We start from the raw sequence: 18,659 nt of genomic DNA, 5'->3' as shown, positions 1-18,659 counted from the left end.
TCGTCCGATCGGGCGACGCCTGCCGTCGGGCGGTCAGAGCTTCAGCACGCTGTGGACATCTTCGCCGCCGAGGAGGTTCTCGTACGCCTCGTCGATCTCGTCGAGGCGGTACTCCTGGGTGATGAGTTCGTCGAGGAGGTAGTCACCGTCGAGGTACCGATCGATGACTTCACCCGTCGTCTGTCGGGGGCTGGCCCCGCCGTAGAGACAGCCCTTGATCTCCCGTTCGTCGTTGAGCAGTTGCGACGGTGAGATCGGAATGCGCTCCGCGTCCGATCCCGCCGTGAAGATGAGTTCGCCGCGCGGGGCCAGCACCGGAATCAGGTCGGCGATGAGGTCGCCGCTCGCGACCCCCACCGAGAGGACGATCGTGTCCGCGCCGAGCGGATCGATGTCGCTCACGGCTGCCTCGAGGTCCGTTTCCTCGGGGTTGACCACGTGATCCGCACCGAACTGGAGGGCCTTCTCGCGCTTCATCTCGACCGGATCGCTGGCGATCACCGTCCCCGCGCCAGCGTGGTTCGCCCCCTGGATGGCGTTCAGTCCCACGTTCCCCGCACCGACGACGACCACGGAGTCGTTCGGATCGATGTCGGCGCGGTGCGCGGCGGACCCGTAGCCGGTCACGACGCCGCACCCGATGATCGAAGCGACGTCCGTCGGCAACTCGTCCGGGATGGCGTACACCTCCGATTCGGGGACGACGATCTCCTCGGCGAACGTCCCGAGGGAGAAGAGTTGGGCCAGGTCTGTCTCGCCGTCGTGGACGCGACACGTCTCGTCCAGGAGTGTGCCCGCGTAGAGCGCTTCGCTACCTTCCGAACAGAGGTGTTGGTGCCCTTGCACGCACAGTTCGCACTTGCCGCACGCCGGGACCCACAGCGTGAGCACCCGGTCACCGGGTTCGAAGTCGGTGACGCCCGGGCCGACCTCGACGACCCGTCCGGCGCCCTCGTGACCCGCGACGACCGGGAAGTTATCGTGGACAGCACCCTCGACGAGGTGCCAATCCGTGTGACACGCCCCGGCGTACTCGATGTCGATGCGTACCTCGCCCGCTTTCGGATCGTCGAGTTCGACGTCTTTCACTGTGAAACCGTCCGCTCCCGCTTCTTCGACGATCGCGGCACTGACAGTTCGTGACATCGTGTCAACCCCCGAGAGCGATTGAAATAAGTGTAATTATCGATCAGTTCACTCCACATCGAGTCAACCGTCGAGCGCGCCCCGTCGGCACGAATGGTTCTGGGGATGGCGGGAGCGCAACGGGCCCGTCTGGCGGTCTTCGGGCAGGAGCCTACTCGGCGGCTTCACCCGCCCGAGTGATGAACGCGGGCGGTACTCGTTCGGTCGTGTACACGTCTCCGCCCCGTTTCGTGATCGTCCGTCCCTCGGTCAGCATCCCGGCGGCATCGATCACCAGCAGCGCGGGGTCGGCGGCGTGTCGGCGACCCACGTCGAGCGCGGCCGCTTCGGTACCGGAGAGGTGGACCAGTTGACGGGTCATCGGGCGCAGGCCCTGCCGGCGGATCTGCGGGAGGGCGTCCGGGTCAGTGCCGTGATACAACGTGTCCGGGACCGGGCGATCGGTCGGTCCGAGCGAGACGTCGATCGAGTGACCGTACGCCGCCCGGATTCGCCCTCCGTCGACCTCGAATCGACCCTTCGGATCGGCGGCGACGACGCCATCCACGCCCGTCTCGTCGGCCCAGTCGTACTGCTCGGAAACGGCCGCGGCGACAGCCTCGACCTCCGCCCACCCCGCGCCGGTCACTTCGATGCCGGCGTCGTCTGGATCGTGGCGGAGGGCGTAGCTGAGAAACCGCGAGAGCGTCCCGCGCTGGTCGCCCGACAGGACAGGGTCTCCGGGGTCCCCGCAGTTCGGACAGATCTCGGCGGCGAAGAAGCCGTGAGTGTCACACCGGCGGACGCCTCGCATCTCGTCCGGAAACAGAAGCGGGATGCACAAGTGCGACTCGGTACCCGGAGTCGCTTGTGCCCCCGGCTACTCGGCCCGAACTCGGATGTCGACGCCATCTGGGTCCTCGAACGCGAGCCCATCCTCGACGTCGCGGCAGCCGACACCCGCCTCAGTGAGTCGGCTGCGGATGGTGGTGAGGAGGTCCCCGTCCGGAACGGCAATCTCGACCCACGCGAGGCCGCGTCCTCCCGCGGGTTCACTCCGGCGATTCCAGGTGTTGAGACCGACGTGGTGGTGGTAATCCCCGGCGGCGAGAAAGAGCGCGCCCCGGTCGTCGACCTGGACGCCGAAGCCGAGCGTGTCCACGTAGAACGACCGCGCGGCCGGGAGCGACGTCGTCTCGAGGTGGACGTGTCCGATCGCCGTCCCCGCCGGGACCGCCCTCGCCGGGACCATCTCCGCCTCGGCTGCGGCGGCCGCGACAGCGTCGAGATCGAGCGGACGGGTTCCCATCTCCACCGTGCCGTCCGCGGAGCGCGGCCACGCCTCACGTGGGCGGTCGCAGTAGAGTTCGACCCCGTTGTCCTCCGGATCTGAGAGGTAGAGCGCCTCGCTGACGTCGTGGTCGGACGCCCCCTCGAGGCGCCACTGGTCGCGGACGCGGCTAAGTGCGCTCCCGAGGGCTGCTCGCGACGGGACTCTGAACGCGGTGTGGAACAGGCCCGCCTGCGTGCGCTGGCGGGGCGGCGCGTCGCCGTCGCGGAGCAGCACCAGCAACGGTTCGTCGCCGACGCCGAGCACGGTCTGCGAGTCCCCGCGCGCCACCACGTCGAGGCCGACGACCTGTCGATAGAACCGGGTCATCTCGTCGAGGTCCTGCACGCGGAGGGCAATTCGATTCAGTGAGGTGTCCGGTGGGAGTCGCGTCGGATCCTGCTCGTCGGTCATCACCCTCCGTTGGCTGTTCGCCCTGATGTAGGTTCTCCCGGCGAGCGGGCAGACGCCCGTCACTGTCTCCCCCCAAAATCGACGGGCGGCGTGGCAGCCAGGCGGACGGTTAGGGAATCTATACCATACTTTTATAATGAATCCCGTTGCGTGTAAGCGTATGCCATACGGGATCGAGATCTTCCGATACGCTCAGCGTTCCGGAAGCGAGGTAATCGTCGGGCTGCGCTGGGATACGCTGCTGATCTTGGCGTTCGTCGCGACTCTGACGTTCCTCGTCCACTACGTGCTCCGGGAACTGTGGAACCCGACGGACCACACCGACAACGGGGACGAACCGTCGAAACAGGAGGTCGAGGAATCGCTCAAGGCGCAAGGGAAAGAGGAGATCTCTCGGTTCTCGTTCGCCCAGCGGGCGTCACACTGGGTGATGGCCATCGCCGTCTTCGCACTGATGCTCTCGGGGTTCATCATCATGAACACCGAAGTCACCGTGAAGGCGATTCCGGGGCTGTCGTGGCTCACTATCCACATCATCTCGGCGGTCGTGTTAGTCGCCTACGTGGTGTTTCACCTCGCACACGTCGCCTACAAGGGGACGTGGGACAAGATGTGGATCGGCAGGAAGGAACTGAACGACCTCTGGGTCCGGTTCAAGAACCTCCTCGGACGGACCGACGAATACCCGCGGCAGTTCGAGTACCCCAGCGCACAGAAACTGCTTCACTGGGGGGTCACCGGGGCAACGCTGGGCGTCGTCGCGACGGGGTTCGTCCTCTGGCGACGCGTGAGTATGGAGCCCATCTGGAGTGCGACGCGGGAGTTCTCGTTCCTCGGGGTCCAGTTCGGACTCGGAACCGCCGACGCGCCGGGGCTCGTCGCCTGGAGTTTCGTCTTCCACGACTTCTTCGCCATCGGGATCCTCGCGCTCGTGATGGGGCACATCTACTTCGCGCTCCGGCCGAACGAGTGGGCCATCACCAAGAGTATGATCACCGGCAAGGTCACCGCGGCCGAGTACGCCGAGAAGTACGACCCGCGAAGCTGGAACGTCGGCGCCGTGGAGGCGACCGACGGCGGCGAGCCCGAGCCGGAGGACGACTGAGCGTCCCTCTCGATGTCGGATCTCCGTGCGGAACTGTTCTGTGACCCGTTCGCGCCCGGCGTCTGGCGGTTTCGGCCGCTGCTGTCGCGAATCGGCTACACCTTCTCTGAGCTGCCGTGGACCGTCAGGCCGGTGGCCGCCGTCGAGACGCGCCTCGAAGGCGAGGCCGCCGACTCGTTCCGCACGGCCGCAACGCAAGCGGGTGCGGCGGCGGACCTTCCCGTCGCTGCGGACCTCTTCGCCGAGGGGGTCCCATCGTCGTGGCCGGCCTGCGAGGCACTCGTCGCGGTCCGTTCGAGTCAGCCGGAGGCGGCGCGGCGGTACCTGGATCGGCTCTCGGCACGGACGTTCGCCGAGGGCGAGCCGCCGACCAGTGCCGACACACTCGCCGCTCTCGCGGAGTCCGTGGGCGTTGCGGGCGACGTCGTCCGCGACGCTGTCGGCTCACGGCGCGCCACGGCGGCCGTGGGCCGAGACATCGAGCGCGGCCGGGCCCTGTTCGAGACGCTGCACGCGCACGAGGTACGGGGTGACCCGGAAGCGGACGAACTGGGAGCGCGGTTGTCCGACGACGGGGGAGCCGCCGACCCGGCAGACGGCGGCGACGACTCCGCCGAGCACGACGACGCCGACGCGCCGTCAGCGCCCGCTGCCCAGCGGTCGCTTGCGGGGTCGGCGTCGGCTGTCCCCCGGCCGCCGCTCGTCCGGATCTACGCCGGCGACCGCACGGTCGTCGTCGATCCACGGACCGGATTCGACGAGTTCCTCGACGTGCTCCACCGCTACGATCCCGATCTCGGTGACCTCGATTGGGAGTCCCAACTGTACGGACGGAAGGTGATGACGGCCTACTCGATCCCCGACCGGACGGCCGAACATCTCAGCACCGAACCCTACGGAGAGAAGATCCGAACGATCCTCACAGCCCTCGGAGAGGCGTTCACCGCCGAGGTGGCCGCGTGTGCGGATCTAGATGCGGAGACGGTCCGACTGGAGTTGCGATCACAGCGTGCGGACGGCGTCGTCGAATCGACCGACAGTGGCGCGTGGACGCTGTCGAACCAAACCGACTAACACCGACCCGACGAACCTACGCGTATGTCAGACACACCTGTAACCGACCTCCGAGACGCAATCGATCGAATGGAAACAGCCTACGAATTCCTCATCTCCTTCGCCGGTCAGGGCGTCGGCCGCGAGGGCGTTCAATCGAGCACCGATCAGATCCGCGAGTTCGTCACCGACTTCGAGGAGGGCCTCGAAGCGGGCTATGCGGCCGCTGCAGCCGTGCCGGAGGTCCACGAGGACCTCGACACGGAGGCATACGAGGAGTTCATCCAGCGACTCGAACCCGAAGTCGAGGAGGCGCGGAACGCGCTGCGACTGCTCGGCGAACAGGACCGGATCACCTCCCAGCAGGTGGACAATATGAACGGGATGTCGGTGTTCCAGTCGGTCGTGATGAAATTCTTCTTCCTCGACGAGTTGACCGACCACCTCGAACGCTCGGCCGACGGTGGGAGCGGCGGCGCCGTCGAGGATGTCTGACCGCCGGAGTGAGTCCGGTGGCGGCTCCGCCCCGACGACCGAACTCGTCGGGCTGATCACCGCAGCGGGGGAATCGACCCGGATGGGCGGGTTCCCGAAGCCCCTTCTCACTTTCGACGGCCAGCGGTTCGTCGAACGACTCGTCGAGACCTACCGCGCGGCGGGCGTCGACCGCGTCGTCGTCGTGTTGGGTCACGAGGCCGACGAAGTCGGCCGCCGAGCCGACCTCTCCGGCGCGACCGTCGTACTGAATCCCGACTACGAGGACGGGATGCTCTCCTCGGTGCGCTGCGGCGTCGAGGTCGCCCGCGAGGCCGACGCCGACGGACTGCTGCTCACGCCGGTCGACTATCCGCTCGTGCCGCAGTCGGTCGTCGAGCGCCTGATCGACTCCTTCGATGGGGAGCACCGCAACGCCGACGTCGTGCACCCAGCGGTCGACGGCGGCCGAGGACACCCGCCGCTGTTCTCAGCGTCGGTGTTTGCGGACCTGCTCGACGCGCCCCCCGACGAGGGGGCACGGGCCGTCGTCTACGACGAGACGACAGACACTCGCGACGTGCCGGTCGAGGACGACCGCATCTTCGTCGACATCGACACGCCCGAGGAGTACTGGGAGGCCGTCAAACGATACGAGCCCGTCCCGTAGCGCCGCCCCGGCGGTACGTTTATGCTGTCGGTCCATCTATCCTGATTTATGACAACAGATACCACACAGACAGCACCGCGGTCGCTCCCGGCGTCGGCGGACGTCGTGGGCGGGGGAGTACTCGCACTACTCGGCCTGCTCCACCTCTTCGGACTGGGGCTCGGGGGAGTCGTCGGATTCCTCGCGCTCCTCGTCGGGTGGCCGTTGATCGCCGGTGTCGTCGCGGGCCGGCTCTCGGTCGACGCGACCGATCGGTCCGTCAACGGGGCCGTCGCCGGCGTGTTCGGCTCGTTGACAGTCACGCTGCTCGTCCTCCTGACGGGACTCGTCGGCGCCTGGCCCGCGTTCATCACCTCGAACATCGGCGTCACCCTGTGGTCGGTCACGCTGGCGGTCCTGGCGATGCTGACGATCTCGTGGACGGTGTTCGGCTACGCGGGTGGATTCCTCGCCGATACGCTGGCCTAAGACGTGTCCCCCGTCAGTCGACGCGGTCGCCCCCAGCCGCGACCGCTCGCTCGCGAGCGTCGCTGTCCGGGCAGAGAACGGTTGTCGCCATCGGTCCGTCCGCAACGAAGACCGCCGATTCCAGCACCTCTGCGGGGGGGTCACCGCGGAATCGAACGCGGAAGTCGTCGGGGTCTTCGACGAGTTCGTACGGCATCGGCAGCGCGTCGAGGTCCTCGCGTTGGCTCACCTCGTATCGGTCTTCGACCTCGTTGTAGGCGCTCTCGAGGGCCGGCGGGACCGACCCCTCGTACCGGAAGACGTAGACGCCGCGGAGGTCGAAGACCCGGAGCGGTTCGCTCATCGGGACGAACCGGCCGCCGTACTGCTGTTCGACGCGGCCGCGGAGTCGTCGTCTTCGATCGGCTCCGCCTCGTCGACGAACTCGTCCGCCCGGAAGAACGGTTCAGCGGCGAACTCCCGCTCCACCACGTCGGCAGAATCGCGGGCGGCCACCGCCGCGTCGTCGTCGGAGCACCCGGCGAGTGCGGTCAGTTCGGCGAGCGCGATCCATCCCTCCGCGGAGAAGGTCGTGATGGCGTCGTCGACGGTCCACTCGGGCGTGTTCGCCGGGACCCCGACCGTCTGCAGCACGTGGCGCAGTTGGGCGACGTCGAGCAGTCCCGAGAACCCGCGACGGCCGTCTGGCCCATCGAGGACGAGCGCCGGAAGCTTCGGGCGGTCGCCCGCGGCCTCGACGCCAGCGACGGCGGTCGGCTCGAACGGTGGGTCTTCGATCGTCGCTGTGGACGCCGAAACAGCGGTCGCGACCGCGTCCGAATCGACGCCGTCGACCGCGTCGGCGAGCGCCCGGACGGCCTCGGGGCTGTCGAGGTTCGTCCGGCGGATGAAGGTCGACTCGCGGGCGGCCCGGAGCAGGCGACGACCGGCGTCCGTCCCGGTGCCGAACGCCGCTGCGACGGCGCGGCAGGCGGGGTGGGACGTCGACGGCGCGTCCTCGAACCACAGGAACTCGTCGATCGGCATCCCGCTGTCCTCACTCACGCGAGCGCAGACCGCGGCGGCCGATTCCCGGCCGGCCGGAAACTCGGGGCCGTCGTAGCGATCCCAGGAGTCGAGCAGCGGGACGGCGTGGTACTGCCACGTGGCGTCGGGGTGTGCAGCGCGGAGCCACCGGACCGCCGGTTCGCTCCCCCAGCCCCGCGGGTCCAGGGGATCGAAGAAACAGTGGACGTCGAGCGACGTGGGCATCAGTACTCGCCTCGGCGGGGAAGACAAAGAATCCACCGTCGCTCGGGGCGGCATCGTCGTGTCTCAATCCCCGGGGGCGCGTGATGACGGACTATCGCGTGGTCTTCACGGTGATGCTCATCGTCGGCGTGGCCGTGTACGGCGGACTGACCGGCGCCCAGTTCGCGCTCGGGTCGGGACAGGACGGGCCGGAAACGACTGCGACGGAGCCGCTCGTCAGAGGAACGACCATCCACCTCGATCGCTCGGGGCGGCCCACCGTCGTCGGGGAGGTGGTCAACGGGTTCGACACCTCGATCACGAACGTCACTGTCACCGTCACGTTCTACCGGAACGGCACCCAGATCGGCCAGGTGACCCAGGCCGCGTTGCGAGAGACGCTCGAAGCGGGCGACCGAGCCCCGTTCGACGTCCATATGCGATCCAGCGGTGAGGCCGACCGATACGAGGTCGCGCTCTCTTATGACCGCGGCGGAGAGGTCGTCCCGGGGCTCACCGTCGAGAACGCCAGCGTGGCTCGGGAGGCCCAATCACAGGTGGACGTCGTGGGAGAAATCACCAACACTCGCGGCGAGCCGCTGGTCGTCGATCGCGTCGTGGCGACCTTCTACAACGCCAACGGGTCTGTCATCGGCGCGCGGACGGTCCGGCCCAGTCGAACGATCCAACCGGACGGCTCCTACAGCGTGCGGATCGAGTTCCGGACCCTCGGCGACGTCCCGAGTCTGGCACAGGAGTTCGCGCGCTTCGAGATATCGATCGTCGCCGCTCGCGCATAGCGCTCGGCTGGGAGTGCAACGACGTGAAGCCGGAGAAAGGGCACAGTCGCGGACGAATGCGAGGGAGTGCGGACGGCCTACTCCGCACCGAGGAGGGCGCGCTCGGTGAGGTTCTCGGCCAGTCCGAGTTTGAACCGGTTATCCGGCTGCGGTGCGGCGTTCGGGAGGACGGTCCCGGCCGCCGACGCCGCGTTGCTCTCGGTGATTTGCTGTCCCGTGATGGCGCTCTCGGCGTTCCGCAACCGCTTCGGCGTCGGTGCGAGGCCGTTGCTCACGATCCGGACGTCCGAGACGGACCCGCCGGACGTCTGGATCGCCGCCGCGATGTTGACGATCGGGAAGTCCCACGACTCGCGGTCGGTGACTTTCTCGTAGTAGAAACTCGCGCCCGACCAAGTACTCGGGACCTCGATGTGCGTGAGGATCTCTTCGTGTGCGAGGTCGTTCATCACGGTGATGTTCTCCTCGGGGCCGACGAAGAAGTCCGAGAGCGGTTCGCGCCGAGTGCCTCTCGGGCCCTCGATGACGACCTCGGCTTCCAGCGCCATCAGTGCGACCGCACCGTCGGAGGGATGGGCGGTGATACAACGCGAGTAGTCCGTGACCGCGTGGTCCCGCGACTCGCCGGTGATCGCATAGCAGGTGTTCCCGCCGGCTCGATAGCAGTCGAAGCCGTTGCGGTAGTACCAACAGCGGGAGTCCTGCGTGATGTTGCCACCGATGGTGCCCTGATTGCGGATCTGTGGCGTGGCGATCTCGCCGGCCGCATCCGCGATCACTGAAAAGCCCGCGTTGACGGCGTCGCTGTCGACGACGTTCGAGAGCGTCGTGAGCGCACCGATTCGGACGCCGCCGTCGCTCGTGGACTCGATGCCGCGCATCTCGTCGATACCTTTGAGATCCACGAGAACCTCCGGCGTCCGCATCCGATTTTTCATCCAGTTGATCTCGTCGGTGTTGCCGGCGATGGTCGCGGCGTCGGTACCGTGCTCCTGTAGGGTCGCCACTGCGTCGTCGACGCTCGTCGCGTCCACGTGCGTCAGCGGCGGGATCATGTCCTGTTGCATTGTCCTAGATGTCCGCTTCTCCGCTGTCGATCTTCTCGAGTACCTTGCTCGGCGAGATCGGGAACTCGTGGAACGTCACGCCGATGGCGTCTCTGACAGCGCTGGCGACTGCCCCGGCGGCCGCACCGTACGGCGGTTCGCCCACGCCTTTCGCCCCGTGTGGCCCGAACGGATCAGGCTCGCCGACGCCACCGGTCTGCAGCGGCGTCTCGGAGTAGTCCTGAATGCTCGGGGGCTTGTTCTTGTACAGGTCCGTGTTCAGCGGAATGCCGGTGTCCTCGTCGTGGAGGTAGTGTTCGCTCAACGCGTAGCCGATGCCCTGAATCGCGCCCCCCTCGATCTGCGCGTGGTAGCTATCGGGGTGGACGATCGTCCCGGAGTCGTTCCAGTTGGCCATCTCCTCGACGCGCACCTTCCCGGTCTCCACGTCGACCGACACCTCTGCGATCGCCCCGGCGAAGGAGGTGACGAACCCGCCGAGGTCCTCGCCGGTGGTCTTGCCGAACGCCACCAGGCTGTTGCCCATCACGCCCTGTGCAGCGGCGATGGTGAGCGGCACGAGGTTCTCCTGATAGAAGTCCGGAATCTCCTCGGCGGTGTACTTCCCGCCGGTGTCGACGGCGACCTGTGCGGCCTCCGCCAGCGTCAGGCTCTCGCCGGACTCGCCGTGACTGACCATCCCGCCGGAGACGTCGTACGCCTCCGCCGTGCCGCCCAGTTCCTCTGCGGCCAGTTCGCGAAGGTACTGTGCGGCCGTCTCCGCGGCTTTCACGTTCGCGAGGCCCTCGGTGAACGTCGTGTTCGAGGAGAACTGCCCCAGAGTGAACGAGGACTTGTCGCTGCGACCCCACGACACCTCGACCTGCTCCCAGGGGACGTCGAGGGTCTCGGCGACCATCCGCGCCACCGCCGCGAACGATTCGGTCCCGAGGTTCCCCGCGCCCTGTCGGACCTCGACCGTCCCGTCGGTGTGGACGGCGACCAGCCCGTCGAAGCCGATGTAGCCCGACTGGTGGGAGGCAGACGCGGTGCCGACGCCGTACACCTTCGAGCCCTCTCTGGTCCCAGAGCGCTGCCGCAGTTCATCGTAGTTGACCGCCTCGGCGGCCTGTTCGTATGCCGTGCCGAGGTGAGCGCTCGTGAGTGGCGCGCGCTCGTTCCCGGTCTTCGGTGCGGTCTCGGGGTCGAACTCGTCGGTCTCCTGCTGGGCGGCGTTCGTGATCTTGAGGTCGAGCGGATCGACGCCGGCGGCCTCGGCTGCCATATCGGCGACCTGCGAGATCACGAGCCCAGCCTGATTCTGACCGGGACCCCGCATCGGCCACCGCTTCGGCGTGTTGGTGAAGACACCGATCCCGCGGAGCCGCGCCGTCTCGGGCTGATAGCATTGCAGGATACAGTTGTACGCCGAACTCAACGTCGACATCGCCGAGTTCGAGTACGCCCCGCTGTCGGCGATGCTCTCGATGTCGAGTGCGGTGATTCGGCCGTCGTCGTCGACTCCAATCCGGATCTTTGAGACGAGCGTCGACCGGCCGTTACCCCAGTGGAACTCCTCTTTACGGGTGCCGCGGATCTTCACCGGACGGTTGATTTGCTTCGAGAGGTACGCCGGGACCCCCATCTGCGGGTAGGACGTCCCCTTCGAGCCGAACCCGCCGCCGGTGAAGTTGTTGATCAGCGTGAGGTTCTGCGGGCTGACGCCGAGCATCCCCGCGAGTCCGGTGTGGGTGAGGCTCATACTCTGACTGGACACCCACGCCTTGACCTTCCCGTTTGACTGCCAGTGCGCACCCGTCGAGCGGGGTTCCATCGGGTTCGTCGGGATCGGTTGGGCCGTGACGACGTCCTCGACGATGTGGTCCGCGCGGTCGAACCCCTGACTCACGTCGCCCCACGACCACTTCAACGTGTACTCACCGGGGTTCTCCGGGTAGCGGCCGCTGAAGTCCGCGTCGGTCCACTTCACCGTGTCGATGGCCGCGGTGCCGCCGCCCTGCCCCTCGGCGCTCTCCCCGGCGGCCTCGCCCGTCGGAACGTTGCCGTTTGATCGCGGGTTCGGAGCGCCCGGCTTCAGCGCCTCGACGGGGTCGACGACGTGGTCGAGCACCTCCCACTCGACGTCGATCGCCTCGACGGCCGCGGCGGCCGCGTATTCGTCGTCCGCGGCGACGGCCGCCACCGGATAGCCGAACGTCTTCGGTTCGCCGTCGAGGATCGGCTGACCGATCGGTGAATCGGGGACGTCTTCGTGGGTGATGATCGCCTTCACGCTCGACAGCTGCTCGGCCGCCGAGGTGTCGATCGATCGCACCCGGGCGTGCGCGTACGGCGATTTGACCGTCTTCGCCTGCAGCGCGTTGTCGAAGAGGTAGTCGTCGGCGTACTTTGCCTCGCCGGTGACCTTCGCGCGGCCATCGGGCACCTCGAAGTCCTGGCCGACGTACTGGAAGTCGTGGTTGGACATGGTCAGAGGTTCTCCGCGGCGCTGAGTACGCTCTCGATCTCTCTCTCGTAGTTGCCACAGCGACAGAGGTTACCCGAGAGGGCCTCTTTGACCTCTTCGCGGCTGGGATCGCTGTTCTCCTCCAGCAGAGACTTGCCCGACATAATCATTCCCGGGGTGCAGTACGCGCACTGTCCCCCGAGGTTCTCGATGAATGACTCCTGCAGGGGATGGAGTTCCCCATTTTCTTCGAGTCCCTCGACGGTGGTGATCTCTTGGCCCACGGCGTCACGCGTGAAGTACGAGCACGAGTAAATCGGCTCACCGTCGACCTGAACCGTGCACGCACCACACATCGCACGGTCGCAGCCGAACTTGGTCCCCGTCAGACCGAGTTTGTACCGGAGGGTCTCGGCGAGCCGCTCTTGATCTTCGACGGAAACGAACCGCGTCCGTCCGTTCACGTCGAGTTTGAGTTGATTCGAGACGCGCTCGCGGACGCCCGGGGCCTCCGGATCGGTGTCGGCTGACGCCTCCCCGATGTTCTGAAAGAGGTAGGCGTTGGCCGCGATCAGGGTTCCACCGATGGCCCCTTTGATGACCTCCCGCCGGGAAGGGCTATCGAAGCCACCGTCCTCGGGCGCGGGTGGTTCGCTGTCCGCTTCTGTGCCATCGGATGACATAGCATAATAATCAATAAGGACAGTCTTGAATCTTGTGCAGGAAACCGCGTGTCTCAGACGGAAAAACCGGCAAAAAACGCTCCTCGTTATCCGTCGAGCGTCGGGGGGAGACCGGTCCGAACTCGGTTCAGTTGCGCCAGAATCGAGAGGGCGACGTCCTCGGGGTCGCCGCCACCGACCTCGATCCCTACCGGGGCGTGGAGGCGCGCGAGGGCCTCGTCGTCGACCCCGTCGTCGCGGAGGCCGTCGATCACGTGGGCGGCCTTGGTGTCGGAGGCGACGAGGCCGACGTAGTACGCGCCCCGCTCGAGCGCCTCCTGTGCCGCGATCCGGTCGAAGGTCCCGCTCCGGCTCGCGATCGCGACGGCGGTGTTGTCCGTGATGCCGGCACGAGTGATTCCCTCGTCGTAGTCGTCGGCGAGCACGGTGACTGCGTCGTCGAAGCGGTCGGGATCGGCGTACTCCTCGCGGTCGTCGATCACCCAGACCTCATAGCCCATCGTCAGCGCCATCGCCGAGAGCGGGACGGCGATGTGCCCTGCCCCCGCGATGACGAGTCGGGCCTCGGCGGTGAGGACGTTGATGAAGACGCTCATCTCGCCGCCACAAACCATCCCGGTGTTGCCGCCAGGGCGCAATTCCCACGTCTCACTCCGGGGTTCGCGCGTCTCGATCGCCTCCAGAGCGGCCTCGCGAGTGAGTTCTTCGACGGTCCCGCCGCCGATCGTTCCCTCTGTCGTTCCGTCGGCACGAACCAGCATCGACGCGCCGGGGTCCTGCGGCGCGCTCCCGTCGACTTCGGTCACCGTCACCAGCGCGACGGTTTCCCCGGCCGCGGTGAGGTCTGCAGCCGTCTGGTAGAGTCCCATCGTAACCTCAATTATCTTTGTTCGTGTTTATAGTTATGCGACGGTGGCCGGGCTGCCGGGGGCACGCACCTTATCACGTTCAGGAGCCTCCGTCGAGGTATGACGACGAGCGAGGACGCCGCGGAGGGGTCTCGTCCGCTGGCCGGCGAGAGGGTACAGCACGGGACGGGCGTCAACTCGAATCGCGCCTTCCCCACAAGCAACTACGCCGACCACCTGGACCCATTCGTCCTCTTCGAGCGGTTCTACATCGACCCCGACGACGGCTTCCCGATGCACCCCCACAAGGGGTTCGAGATCCTCTCGTACCTCATCGAGGGCGGAATGTCCCACGAGGACTCGCTTGGCGTCGCCAACACCGCCGAGGCGGGCGAAGCGATGCGAATCACGACCGGGAGCGGGATCGAGCACGCTGAGTTCCCCGCCCACGGCGCCGCCTGCAACGGGCTCCAGCTGTGGGTCAATCTCCCCCGAGCAGACAAGGAGGTCGATGCGGACTACCAGGACGCGAGTGCGGACGAACTCCCGACTCGCGAGGAAGGCGGCGCGACTGTCACGACCGTCGTCGGCGAGGGGTCGCCGCTGGCTCTCCACACGGAGATGGAGTATCTCGACGCTGTCGTCGACGGGTCGTGGACCTGGTCGATCCCCGAGGGGTGGGCGGGCTTCTGCTACGGGGTCGATGGGTCGGGTACCGTCGCCAGCGAGGCGTTTGCGGCGGGAGACGTCTACCCGATCGCCCGTGCCACCGCGGACGGCGAGGAGACGGGCCGAGAGATCGACATCGCGACCGAGTCCGGACTCCGCGTCGTCGCCGTCGCCGGCCGCCCCCACGGGGAACCGATCCGTCAGCGCGGGCCGTTCGTGTTCTGACGCGCCGCAGGCCGCACCAGCGTTCAAATCACGTCGGACCGTTGGGGACGTATGGCGACTGAACTGGGTGACGGAGTCTGGCACTTCGAACTGCGCGGCGTCAACGCGTTTTTGATTTTCGACGACGTCCCGACGCTCGTCGATGCCGGGACGCCCTGGGACGAGAGCACCCTCCGAACGAACCTCGCGGAGATCGGGCTGACAGCGACCGACATCGAGCGGATCCTCCTCACGCACTACGACCTCGACCACGTCGGGACACTCGATGCGCTTGCCGCCGACCTGGACGCGTCGGTTTACGCCGGTGCGTTCGACGCGGAGATCCTTGCGGGCCAGCGCGCTCCGCCGCTCTCGAATCACAAGGGCGCGTTCCAGCGGCTGACCGGACTACTGACGTCGCAGCCGTCGCTAGCGATCGAGACGATCGACGACGGTGACGAGATCGGGTCGTTCACCGCGTATCACACACCCGGCCACACGCCCGGGCACGTCGCCTACGTCAGTCGGGACCTGAACGTCGGCCTGCTCGGCGATCTCGTGACCGAATCTGACGGGGCGCTCAACCCCTCGGAGTGGGTGATGAGCTACGACACGGGCGCAGTCGGTGAGAGCATCCGACAGTTGGCCGAGCGGGCACCGCCGTTCGAGATCGCGTGTATGGGTCACGGCTCGCCGCTGGTTTCCGGTGGGAGCGACGCGCTCGACGCGCTCGCCGAACAGGTGTGAGCGCGGCCGCGGCCTCCTCGTCGCGTCCACCCGGATCAGAGGACGTCGAGAACGACCACGGAGAGGTAGAGTTGGCCGATTCCGGCGGCGACGAGTAGCACGCCCGCGACCTGCTTCGTGCGTCCGACGTACCGGCCGGCATCGCGCCACGCCGTCACGCCCGCGTCGGCGAGGAGCGTGACCCCCAACAGCGGCGCCGCGACCGCGACGGCGTACGCGCCGAGAACCACCCCGCCGCCGGCCGGCGGAAGGGCCGACGCCTGCGCGACGACGCCCAGGAAGAGCGGCACGACGCAGCCCGCGGCTGCGATGGCGTAGACGGCCCCGAAGACGCCGAACCCGACGAGCGAGTCGGGCCGCTTCGGCAGCGGGATCGTCGGCGCCGACCACCCCGAGAGAACGAGGAGTCCGAAGGCGACGAGCGCCGCGCCGACGAGCGGTTCGAAGACGGGCAACAGCGAGGTGAGTCGCTGTCCCACGGCGAACGCGAGCGCCGAGACAGCCCCGAGCGCGAGGAGCGCACCGAGGGCGGCGACGCCGCCGGCCGCGAGGCCGGTGGGGCCGTCGGCTCGATCGAGGTAGTAGCCCACGTAGCCCGGGAGGAGTGGGAACGCACAGGGCGCGAAGAACGTCGCGACGCCCGCGCCCACCGCGAACCCCGTAGCCCCGAGGGTCGCGGCAGTCGACATCTACGCCTCCGCGAGCGCGGCGTCGATCTCGTCTCGGAGCGTGTCGGTCGAGGCGACGCCAGCGTGCGTCCAGCGGATCTCGCCGACCTCGTTCGCGACGGCGAGAAACGGGAGCCCCGAGGCGCCGAGCGCCGCCATCAGATCGCTCGCTGGGTCGAGGCCGAGGGTCCAGTCGCCGTCGTGTCGCCCCCACCACGCCCTGATGTCGTCGCGCGAGAGCGTCCCCCCGACCCGCTCGTTCGTCACCGACACGAAGGCCACGCGGTCGTCGTACTCGCTGTGGAGGGTCGAAAGCCCGTCCATCTGCGCTTTGCACGGCGCACACCACGTCGCGAACAGGTCGATCACTGTGGGCGTGTCCGCGACGGGGACTCGCGTCTCGCCGGCGGACGAACCACGAGCCGCCATCGTCTCGACGCGGATCGGCAGCCCGGCGTCGTCCGTCCCCGCCCCCGGGAGGTCGCCGCCGAGTGCGAGCGCGCTCGCGCCGGTGAGTCCGAGGCCGCCGATCGCTGTCAGCAGTCGCCGACGGTTCATCGTTTCCGGACGGTCGCGAGGTCGTCGATGATCTGTTCGGCCTGCGGCTGCTTCGTCCGGTAGGCCCGTTCGACGTAGCCGTCGCCGTTCACGAGGAACGTCAGCGCCGAGTGCGTGAACATGTACATCTCCATGTCCTCGGGGTGCGTCCGCTGGAAATTCACCCCGAACTGCGCTTGGACGACCGACTTGGCCCGCGCTTTCGACTCGGGACGGAGGAAGTGCCAGTCACCGGCGTCGAGCGCGACGTTCATCTTCTCGCCGTAGGTGCGAAGCCGCTCGGCGTCGTCGCGCTGCGGATCGAACGTGGTCGGGAGGAACGCCACCTCGCTCTCGTACCCGTTCTCGATCGCGTGCGCCTGGACGCTCCGCATCGTCTGAATCAACACCGGACAGACCGTGTTACAGTGGCTATAGAAGAACGTGAGCAGCGTCGGCGTCTCGACGTCCCGAACGGCGACCGCTCGATCGTCGATCGCCGCCGGGAGCGTCACGTCGGGGACCCGCTGGCCCCACGCCGGGTACGGGAGGTCCTCGCTCTCGTACTCCCGGTCGGGTTCACTCAGCGCGACATCCGGGTTCGCGTCGCCGAGGCCGAGACAGCCCGCCGTGCCGAAGACGCCCGCAGCAGCCACGCCGCTGAGGTAGGTCCGTCGTCGCATAGCGCTCACAGTCGATAGCAGTCACGCGGGCATAAGGGGCCCGACCGGTTCCCACTCGCTGAGATTCGGGCCCGAGAGAGCGCAGGTCGGTCCCCGGCGTGCTGATCGCCGGGGGCGACTCACCGGATCTGCTCGCGCGCGACGCCGCCGAGGACGAACAGGACGGGGAGAAAGAGGACGCCGGCGACGACGAACGGCGTCCAGTAGGCGACGGTGACGTAGAGGAACCCGGCGAGGGCCGGCCCGAACGTTCGCGCGAGGCTGCCGGCCGACTGGGTGAGGCCGAACGCGCCGCCCTGTTCGTCGTCGCCGGCGTTCAGCGAGACCAGCGCGTTCAGCGAGACGTTCGTGAGCGCGTTCCCGAACGCGAGCGGCGTCGCGACGATGGCCAGCGCAACGGCACCCGGGGCGACTGGACCGATCGGCGGAACGAACGTCCACGACGTGGAAAACGGCACCAGCGCGAGCGCCGCGGCCTGGATCGCTGCCCCGCCGACGGCGAGCCGATATTCGCCGAAGCGATCGGTGAGCGGTCCGACGAGGCCGCCCTGGATGATGGCGATGAGGACGCCGATGTAGGTGAGAAGGACCGCGTTCGCCGCGGTGCCGTAACCGAGGCGGTCGTTCGTGAGGAAGATGAACTGGCTCTCGAACGCCGAGAAGGCGAACGAAGCCAGAAAGAACGAGAGGATCAGCGGGCCCACCCCCGGCGACGTGACCGCCTCGTACAGTTCGGTGAGTCGCGACTCCTCGGGTGCGGCGCGGGCGTCCGCGCGCCTGGGTGGTTCCGGGAGGACGACGAAGGCGAGCACGAGATTGAGTCCGGTGAGCAGCGCCGCGGTGAAAGACGGGATCGTGAACTCCGACACCGGAACCGCGGCCGGGAGCACCCCGCGGAGGAGATTCAGCGCAGCGGGACCGGAGACGACGCCCGCGATCGCCGGCCCGAACACGAAGCCGAGACCGAATGCGGCGCCCAGGATCCCGAGCCCCTTGGCGCGGTCTTCGGGTGGCGTCACGTCTGCGATGTAGGCGTTCGCGGTGGCGATGTTACCGCCCATCGCGCCCGCCAGCGCCCGAGCGAGAAAGAGCACCACGAGCCCGTTGGTCGCGCCCAGGAGCGGGCCGAGTTCGCCCGCGATCCCGAAGAGCGTCCACGCCAGCACGCTCCCGAACAGCGAGAGCAGCAGGACGGGTCGCCGGCCGCGCTCGTCCGACAGCCGACCCAGGACGGGCGCCCCGAGGAACTGAAACAGCGAGTAGGTCGCGATGAGGAGGCTCCCGACGAACTCGTTCGCCCCGAACGCCTGCGCGTACAGCGGAATGACCGGGATCAGGATTCCGAAGCCGAGCAGGTCGATGAAGACCACGAGAAAGAGCGTCCCGATGACGCGGCGGCGGGTCAGCGATCCGTCGAACTCGATCTCCGGGTCCGTCG

At 67.7% G+C, this 18,659-nt stretch carries 21 protein-coding genes; 8 read left to right on the top strand and 13 right to left on the bottom strand.

All coding sequences use genetic code 11. From position 1 onward, the window contains the following. Positions 1-33: 33 nt before the first annotated feature. The 3 genes from BLU74_RS08360 to BLU74_RS08350 form a co-directional block, all read right to left on the bottom strand. The gene (locus BLU74_RS08360; RefSeq protein WP_089766811.1) at positions 34-1,146 is read right to left on the bottom strand and encodes an alcohol dehydrogenase catalytic domain-containing protein; all 1,113 of its coding nucleotides are present in this window, start codon (positions 1,144-1,146) and stop codon (positions 34-36) included. A 151-nt stretch (positions 1,147-1,297) separates the two neighbouring features. After that, complete coding sequence (locus BLU74_RS08355; protein WP_089766810.1) at positions 1,298-1,939, bottom strand: RNA 2'-phosphotransferase; 642 nt, start codon at positions 1,937-1,939, stop codon at positions 1,298-1,300. A 66-nt stretch (positions 1,940-2,005) separates the two neighbouring features. Next, positions 2,006-2,869 (bottom strand): VOC family protein, encoded by an 864-nt coding sequence (locus BLU74_RS08350; RefSeq protein ID WP_089766809.1) that lies wholly within the window; start codon positions 2,867-2,869, stop codon positions 2,006-2,008. Positions 2,870-3,029: 160 nt separating this feature from the next. Between BLU74_RS08350 and BLU74_RS08345 the strand changes: the two genes are divergently transcribed. From BLU74_RS08345 to BLU74_RS08325, 5 genes are read left to right on the top strand one after another with little or no spacing between them, the layout of a single operon-like run. After that, positions 3,030-3,974 (top strand): cytochrome b/b6 domain-containing protein, encoded by a 945-nt coding sequence (locus tag BLU74_RS08345; RefSeq protein WP_175454604.1) that lies wholly within the window; start codon positions 3,030-3,032, stop codon positions 3,972-3,974. Between the two features lie 12 nt (positions 3,975-3,986). After that, positions 3,987-5,048 (top strand): thioredoxin domain-containing protein, encoded by a 1,062-nt coding sequence (locus BLU74_RS08340; protein ID WP_089766807.1) that lies wholly within the window; start codon positions 3,987-3,989, stop codon positions 5,046-5,048. Positions 5,049-5,072: 24 nt separating this feature from the next. Beyond that, entirely contained in the window at positions 5,073-5,522 is a 450-nt protein-coding gene (locus BLU74_RS08335; protein WP_139175688.1) for a VHS/ENTH/ANTH domain-containing protein, read from the top strand. Then, positions 5,515-6,171, top strand: coding sequence for a nucleotidyltransferase family protein (locus tag BLU74_RS08330; protein WP_089766805.1), 657 nt, complete (start codon positions 5,515-5,517; stop codon positions 6,169-6,171). The genes BLU74_RS08335 and BLU74_RS08330 overlap by 8 nt, the downstream gene beginning before the upstream one ends. 48 nt (positions 6,172-6,219) lie before the next feature. Next, on the top strand, positions 6,220-6,639 hold the full coding sequence (locus BLU74_RS08325; protein WP_089766804.1) for a hypothetical protein: 420 nt from the start codon (positions 6,220-6,222) through the stop codon (positions 6,637-6,639). Between the two features lie 13 nt (positions 6,640-6,652). Here BLU74_RS08325 and BLU74_RS08320 read toward each other — a convergent pair whose 3' ends face one another. Together BLU74_RS08320 and BLU74_RS08315 are read right to left on the bottom strand one after the other, a co-directional pair. Then, the gene (locus tag BLU74_RS08320) at positions 6,653-6,982 is read right to left on the bottom strand and encodes a hypothetical protein (RefSeq protein WP_089766803.1); all 330 of its coding nucleotides are present in this window, start codon (positions 6,980-6,982) and stop codon (positions 6,653-6,655) included. After that, on the bottom strand, positions 6,979-7,890 hold the full coding sequence (locus BLU74_RS08315) for a DsbA family protein (RefSeq protein WP_175454603.1): 912 nt from the start codon (positions 7,888-7,890) through the stop codon (positions 6,979-6,981). Before BLU74_RS08315 ends, BLU74_RS08320 begins: the two co-directional genes overlap by 4 nt. Before the next feature lie 83 nt (positions 7,891-7,973). On the opposite strand from BLU74_RS08315, the gene BLU74_RS08310 reads away from it, so the two are divergent. After that, on the top strand, positions 7,974-8,669 hold the full coding sequence (locus tag BLU74_RS08310; protein ID WP_089766801.1) for an FxLYD domain-containing protein: 696 nt from the start codon (positions 7,974-7,976) through the stop codon (positions 8,667-8,669). 77 nt (positions 8,670-8,746) lie between these two features. Here BLU74_RS08310 and BLU74_RS08305 read toward each other — a convergent pair whose 3' ends face one another. The 4 genes from BLU74_RS08305 to BLU74_RS08290 all read right to left on the bottom strand — a co-directional run bounded on the left by BLU74_RS08305 (position 8,747) and on the right by BLU74_RS08290 (position 13,734). Further along, the gene (locus BLU74_RS08305; RefSeq protein WP_089766800.1) at positions 8,747-9,736 is read right to left on the bottom strand and encodes an FAD binding domain-containing protein; all 990 of its coding nucleotides are present in this window, start codon (positions 9,734-9,736) and stop codon (positions 8,747-8,749) included. 4 nt (positions 9,737-9,740) lie between these two features. Then, positions 9,741-12,203 (bottom strand): xanthine dehydrogenase family protein molybdopterin-binding subunit, encoded by a 2,463-nt coding sequence (locus BLU74_RS08300; protein ID WP_089766799.1) that lies wholly within the window; start codon positions 12,201-12,203, stop codon positions 9,741-9,743. A 2-nt stretch (positions 12,204-12,205) separates the two neighbouring features. Then, the gene (locus tag BLU74_RS08295) at positions 12,206-12,865 is read right to left on the bottom strand and encodes a (2Fe-2S)-binding protein (RefSeq protein ID WP_089766798.1); all 660 of its coding nucleotides are present in this window, start codon (positions 12,863-12,865) and stop codon (positions 12,206-12,208) included. Between the two features lie 86 nt (positions 12,866-12,951). Next, complete coding sequence (locus tag BLU74_RS08290) at positions 12,952-13,734, bottom strand: XdhC family protein (protein ID WP_089766797.1); 783 nt, start codon at positions 13,732-13,734, stop codon at positions 12,952-12,954. 99 nt (positions 13,735-13,833) lie between these two features. Between BLU74_RS08290 and BLU74_RS08285 the strand changes: the two genes are divergently transcribed. Beyond that, positions 13,834-14,607 (top strand): pirin family protein, encoded by a 774-nt coding sequence (locus BLU74_RS08285; RefSeq protein ID WP_089766796.1) that lies wholly within the window; start codon positions 13,834-13,836, stop codon positions 14,605-14,607. Between the two features lie 51 nt (positions 14,608-14,658). Beyond that, a complete protein-coding gene (locus tag BLU74_RS08280) occupies positions 14,659-15,333 on the top strand; it encodes an MBL fold metallo-hydrolase (RefSeq protein ID WP_089766795.1) in 675 nt (224 codons plus the stop codon). Between the two features lie 35 nt (positions 15,334-15,368). On the opposite strand, the gene BLU74_RS08275 is transcribed toward BLU74_RS08280, so the two are convergent. The 4 genes from BLU74_RS08275 to BLU74_RS08260 form a co-directional block, all read right to left on the bottom strand. Then, positions 15,369-16,022, bottom strand: a complete 654-nt coding sequence (locus tag BLU74_RS08275) for a cytochrome c biogenesis CcdA family protein (RefSeq protein WP_089766794.1) — start codon at positions 16,020-16,022, stop codon at positions 15,369-15,371. Then, complete coding sequence (locus tag BLU74_RS08270; protein ID WP_089766793.1) at positions 16,023-16,559, bottom strand: TlpA family protein disulfide reductase; 537 nt, start codon at positions 16,557-16,559, stop codon at positions 16,023-16,025. Next, a complete protein-coding gene (locus BLU74_RS08265) occupies positions 16,556-17,221 on the bottom strand; it encodes an SCO family protein (protein ID WP_089766792.1) in 666 nt (221 codons plus the stop codon). Before BLU74_RS08265 ends, BLU74_RS08270 begins: the two co-directional genes overlap by 4 nt. A gap of 119 nt (positions 17,222-17,340) precedes the next feature. Beyond that, positions 17,341-18,627 carry an MFS transporter gene (locus tag BLU74_RS08260; protein ID WP_217635351.1) on the bottom strand — a complete coding sequence of 429 codons (1,287 nt, stop codon included), beginning with the start codon at positions 18,625-18,627 and terminating at the stop codon, positions 17,341-17,343. Between the last annotated feature and the right edge of the window lie 32 nt (positions 18,628-18,659).

Source organism: Halobellus clavatus (genome assembly GCF_900107195.1).
Taxonomy (GTDB): Archaea; Halobacteriota; Halobacteria; order Halobacteriales; family Haloferacaceae; genus Haloquadratum; species Haloquadratum clavatum.
The sequence above is the reverse complement of the archived record's forward strand: the minus strand, read 5'-3'. Positions and strand labels throughout refer to the sequence as shown.

Coding starts and splice junctions, on each gene's coding strand:
- BLU74_RS08300 (WP_089766799.1), bottom strand. CDS start 12,203: ATGTCCAACCACGACTTCCAGTACGTCGGCCAGGACTTCGAGGTGCCC.
- BLU74_RS08360 (WP_089766811.1), bottom strand. CDS start 1,146: ATGTCACGAACTGTCAGTGCCGCGATCGTCGAAGAAGCGGGAGCGGAC.
- BLU74_RS08330 (WP_089766805.1), top strand. CDS start 5,515: ATGTCTGACCGCCGGAGTGAGTCCGGTGGCGGCTCCGCCCCGACGACC.
- BLU74_RS08280 (WP_089766795.1), top strand. CDS start 14,659: ATGGCGACTGAACTGGGTGACGGAGTCTGGCACTTCGAACTGCGCGGC.
- BLU74_RS08355 (WP_089766810.1), bottom strand. CDS start 1,939: ATGCGAGGCGTCCGCCGGTGTGACACTCACGGCTTCTTCGCCGCCGAG.
- BLU74_RS08270 (WP_089766793.1), bottom strand. CDS start 16,559: ATGAACCGTCGGCGACTGCTGACAGCGATCGGCGGCCTCGGACTCACC.
- BLU74_RS08340 (WP_089766807.1), top strand. CDS start 3,987: ATGTCGGATCTCCGTGCGGAACTGTTCTGTGACCCGTTCGCGCCCGGC.
- BLU74_RS08305 (WP_089766800.1), bottom strand. CDS start 9,736: ATGCAACAGGACATGATCCCGCCGCTGACGCACGTGGACGCGACGAGC.
- BLU74_RS08315 (WP_175454603.1), bottom strand. CDS start 7,890: ATGCCCACGTCGCTCGACGTCCACTGTTTCTTCGATCCCCTGGACCCG.
- BLU74_RS08350 (WP_089766809.1), bottom strand. CDS start 2,869: ATGACCGACGAGCAGGATCCGACGCGACTCCCACCGGACACCTCACTG.
- BLU74_RS08310 (WP_089766801.1), top strand. CDS start 7,974: ATGACGGACTATCGCGTGGTCTTCACGGTGATGCTCATCGTCGGCGTG.
- BLU74_RS08325 (WP_089766804.1), top strand. CDS start 6,220: ATGACAACAGATACCACACAGACAGCACCGCGGTCGCTCCCGGCGTCG.
- BLU74_RS08320 (WP_089766803.1), bottom strand. CDS start 6,982: ATGAGCGAACCGCTCCGGGTCTTCGACCTCCGCGGCGTCTACGTCTTC.
- BLU74_RS08265 (WP_089766792.1), bottom strand. CDS start 17,221: ATGCGACGACGGACCTACCTCAGCGGCGTGGCTGCTGCGGGCGTCTTC.
- BLU74_RS08275 (WP_089766794.1), bottom strand. CDS start 16,022: ATGTCGACTGCCGCGACCCTCGGGGCTACGGGGTTCGCGGTGGGCGCG.
- BLU74_RS08290 (WP_089766797.1), bottom strand. CDS start 13,734: ATGGGACTCTACCAGACGGCTGCAGACCTCACCGCGGCCGGGGAAACC.
- BLU74_RS08295 (WP_089766798.1), bottom strand. CDS start 12,865: ATGTCATCCGATGGCACAGAAGCGGACAGCGAACCACCCGCGCCCGAG.
- BLU74_RS08335 (WP_139175688.1), top strand. CDS start 5,073: ATGTCAGACACACCTGTAACCGACCTCCGAGACGCAATCGATCGAATG.
- BLU74_RS08285 (WP_089766796.1), top strand. CDS start 13,834: ATGACGACGAGCGAGGACGCCGCGGAGGGGTCTCGTCCGCTGGCCGGC.
- BLU74_RS08345 (WP_175454604.1), top strand. CDS start 3,030: ATGCCATACGGGATCGAGATCTTCCGATACGCTCAGCGTTCCGGAAGC.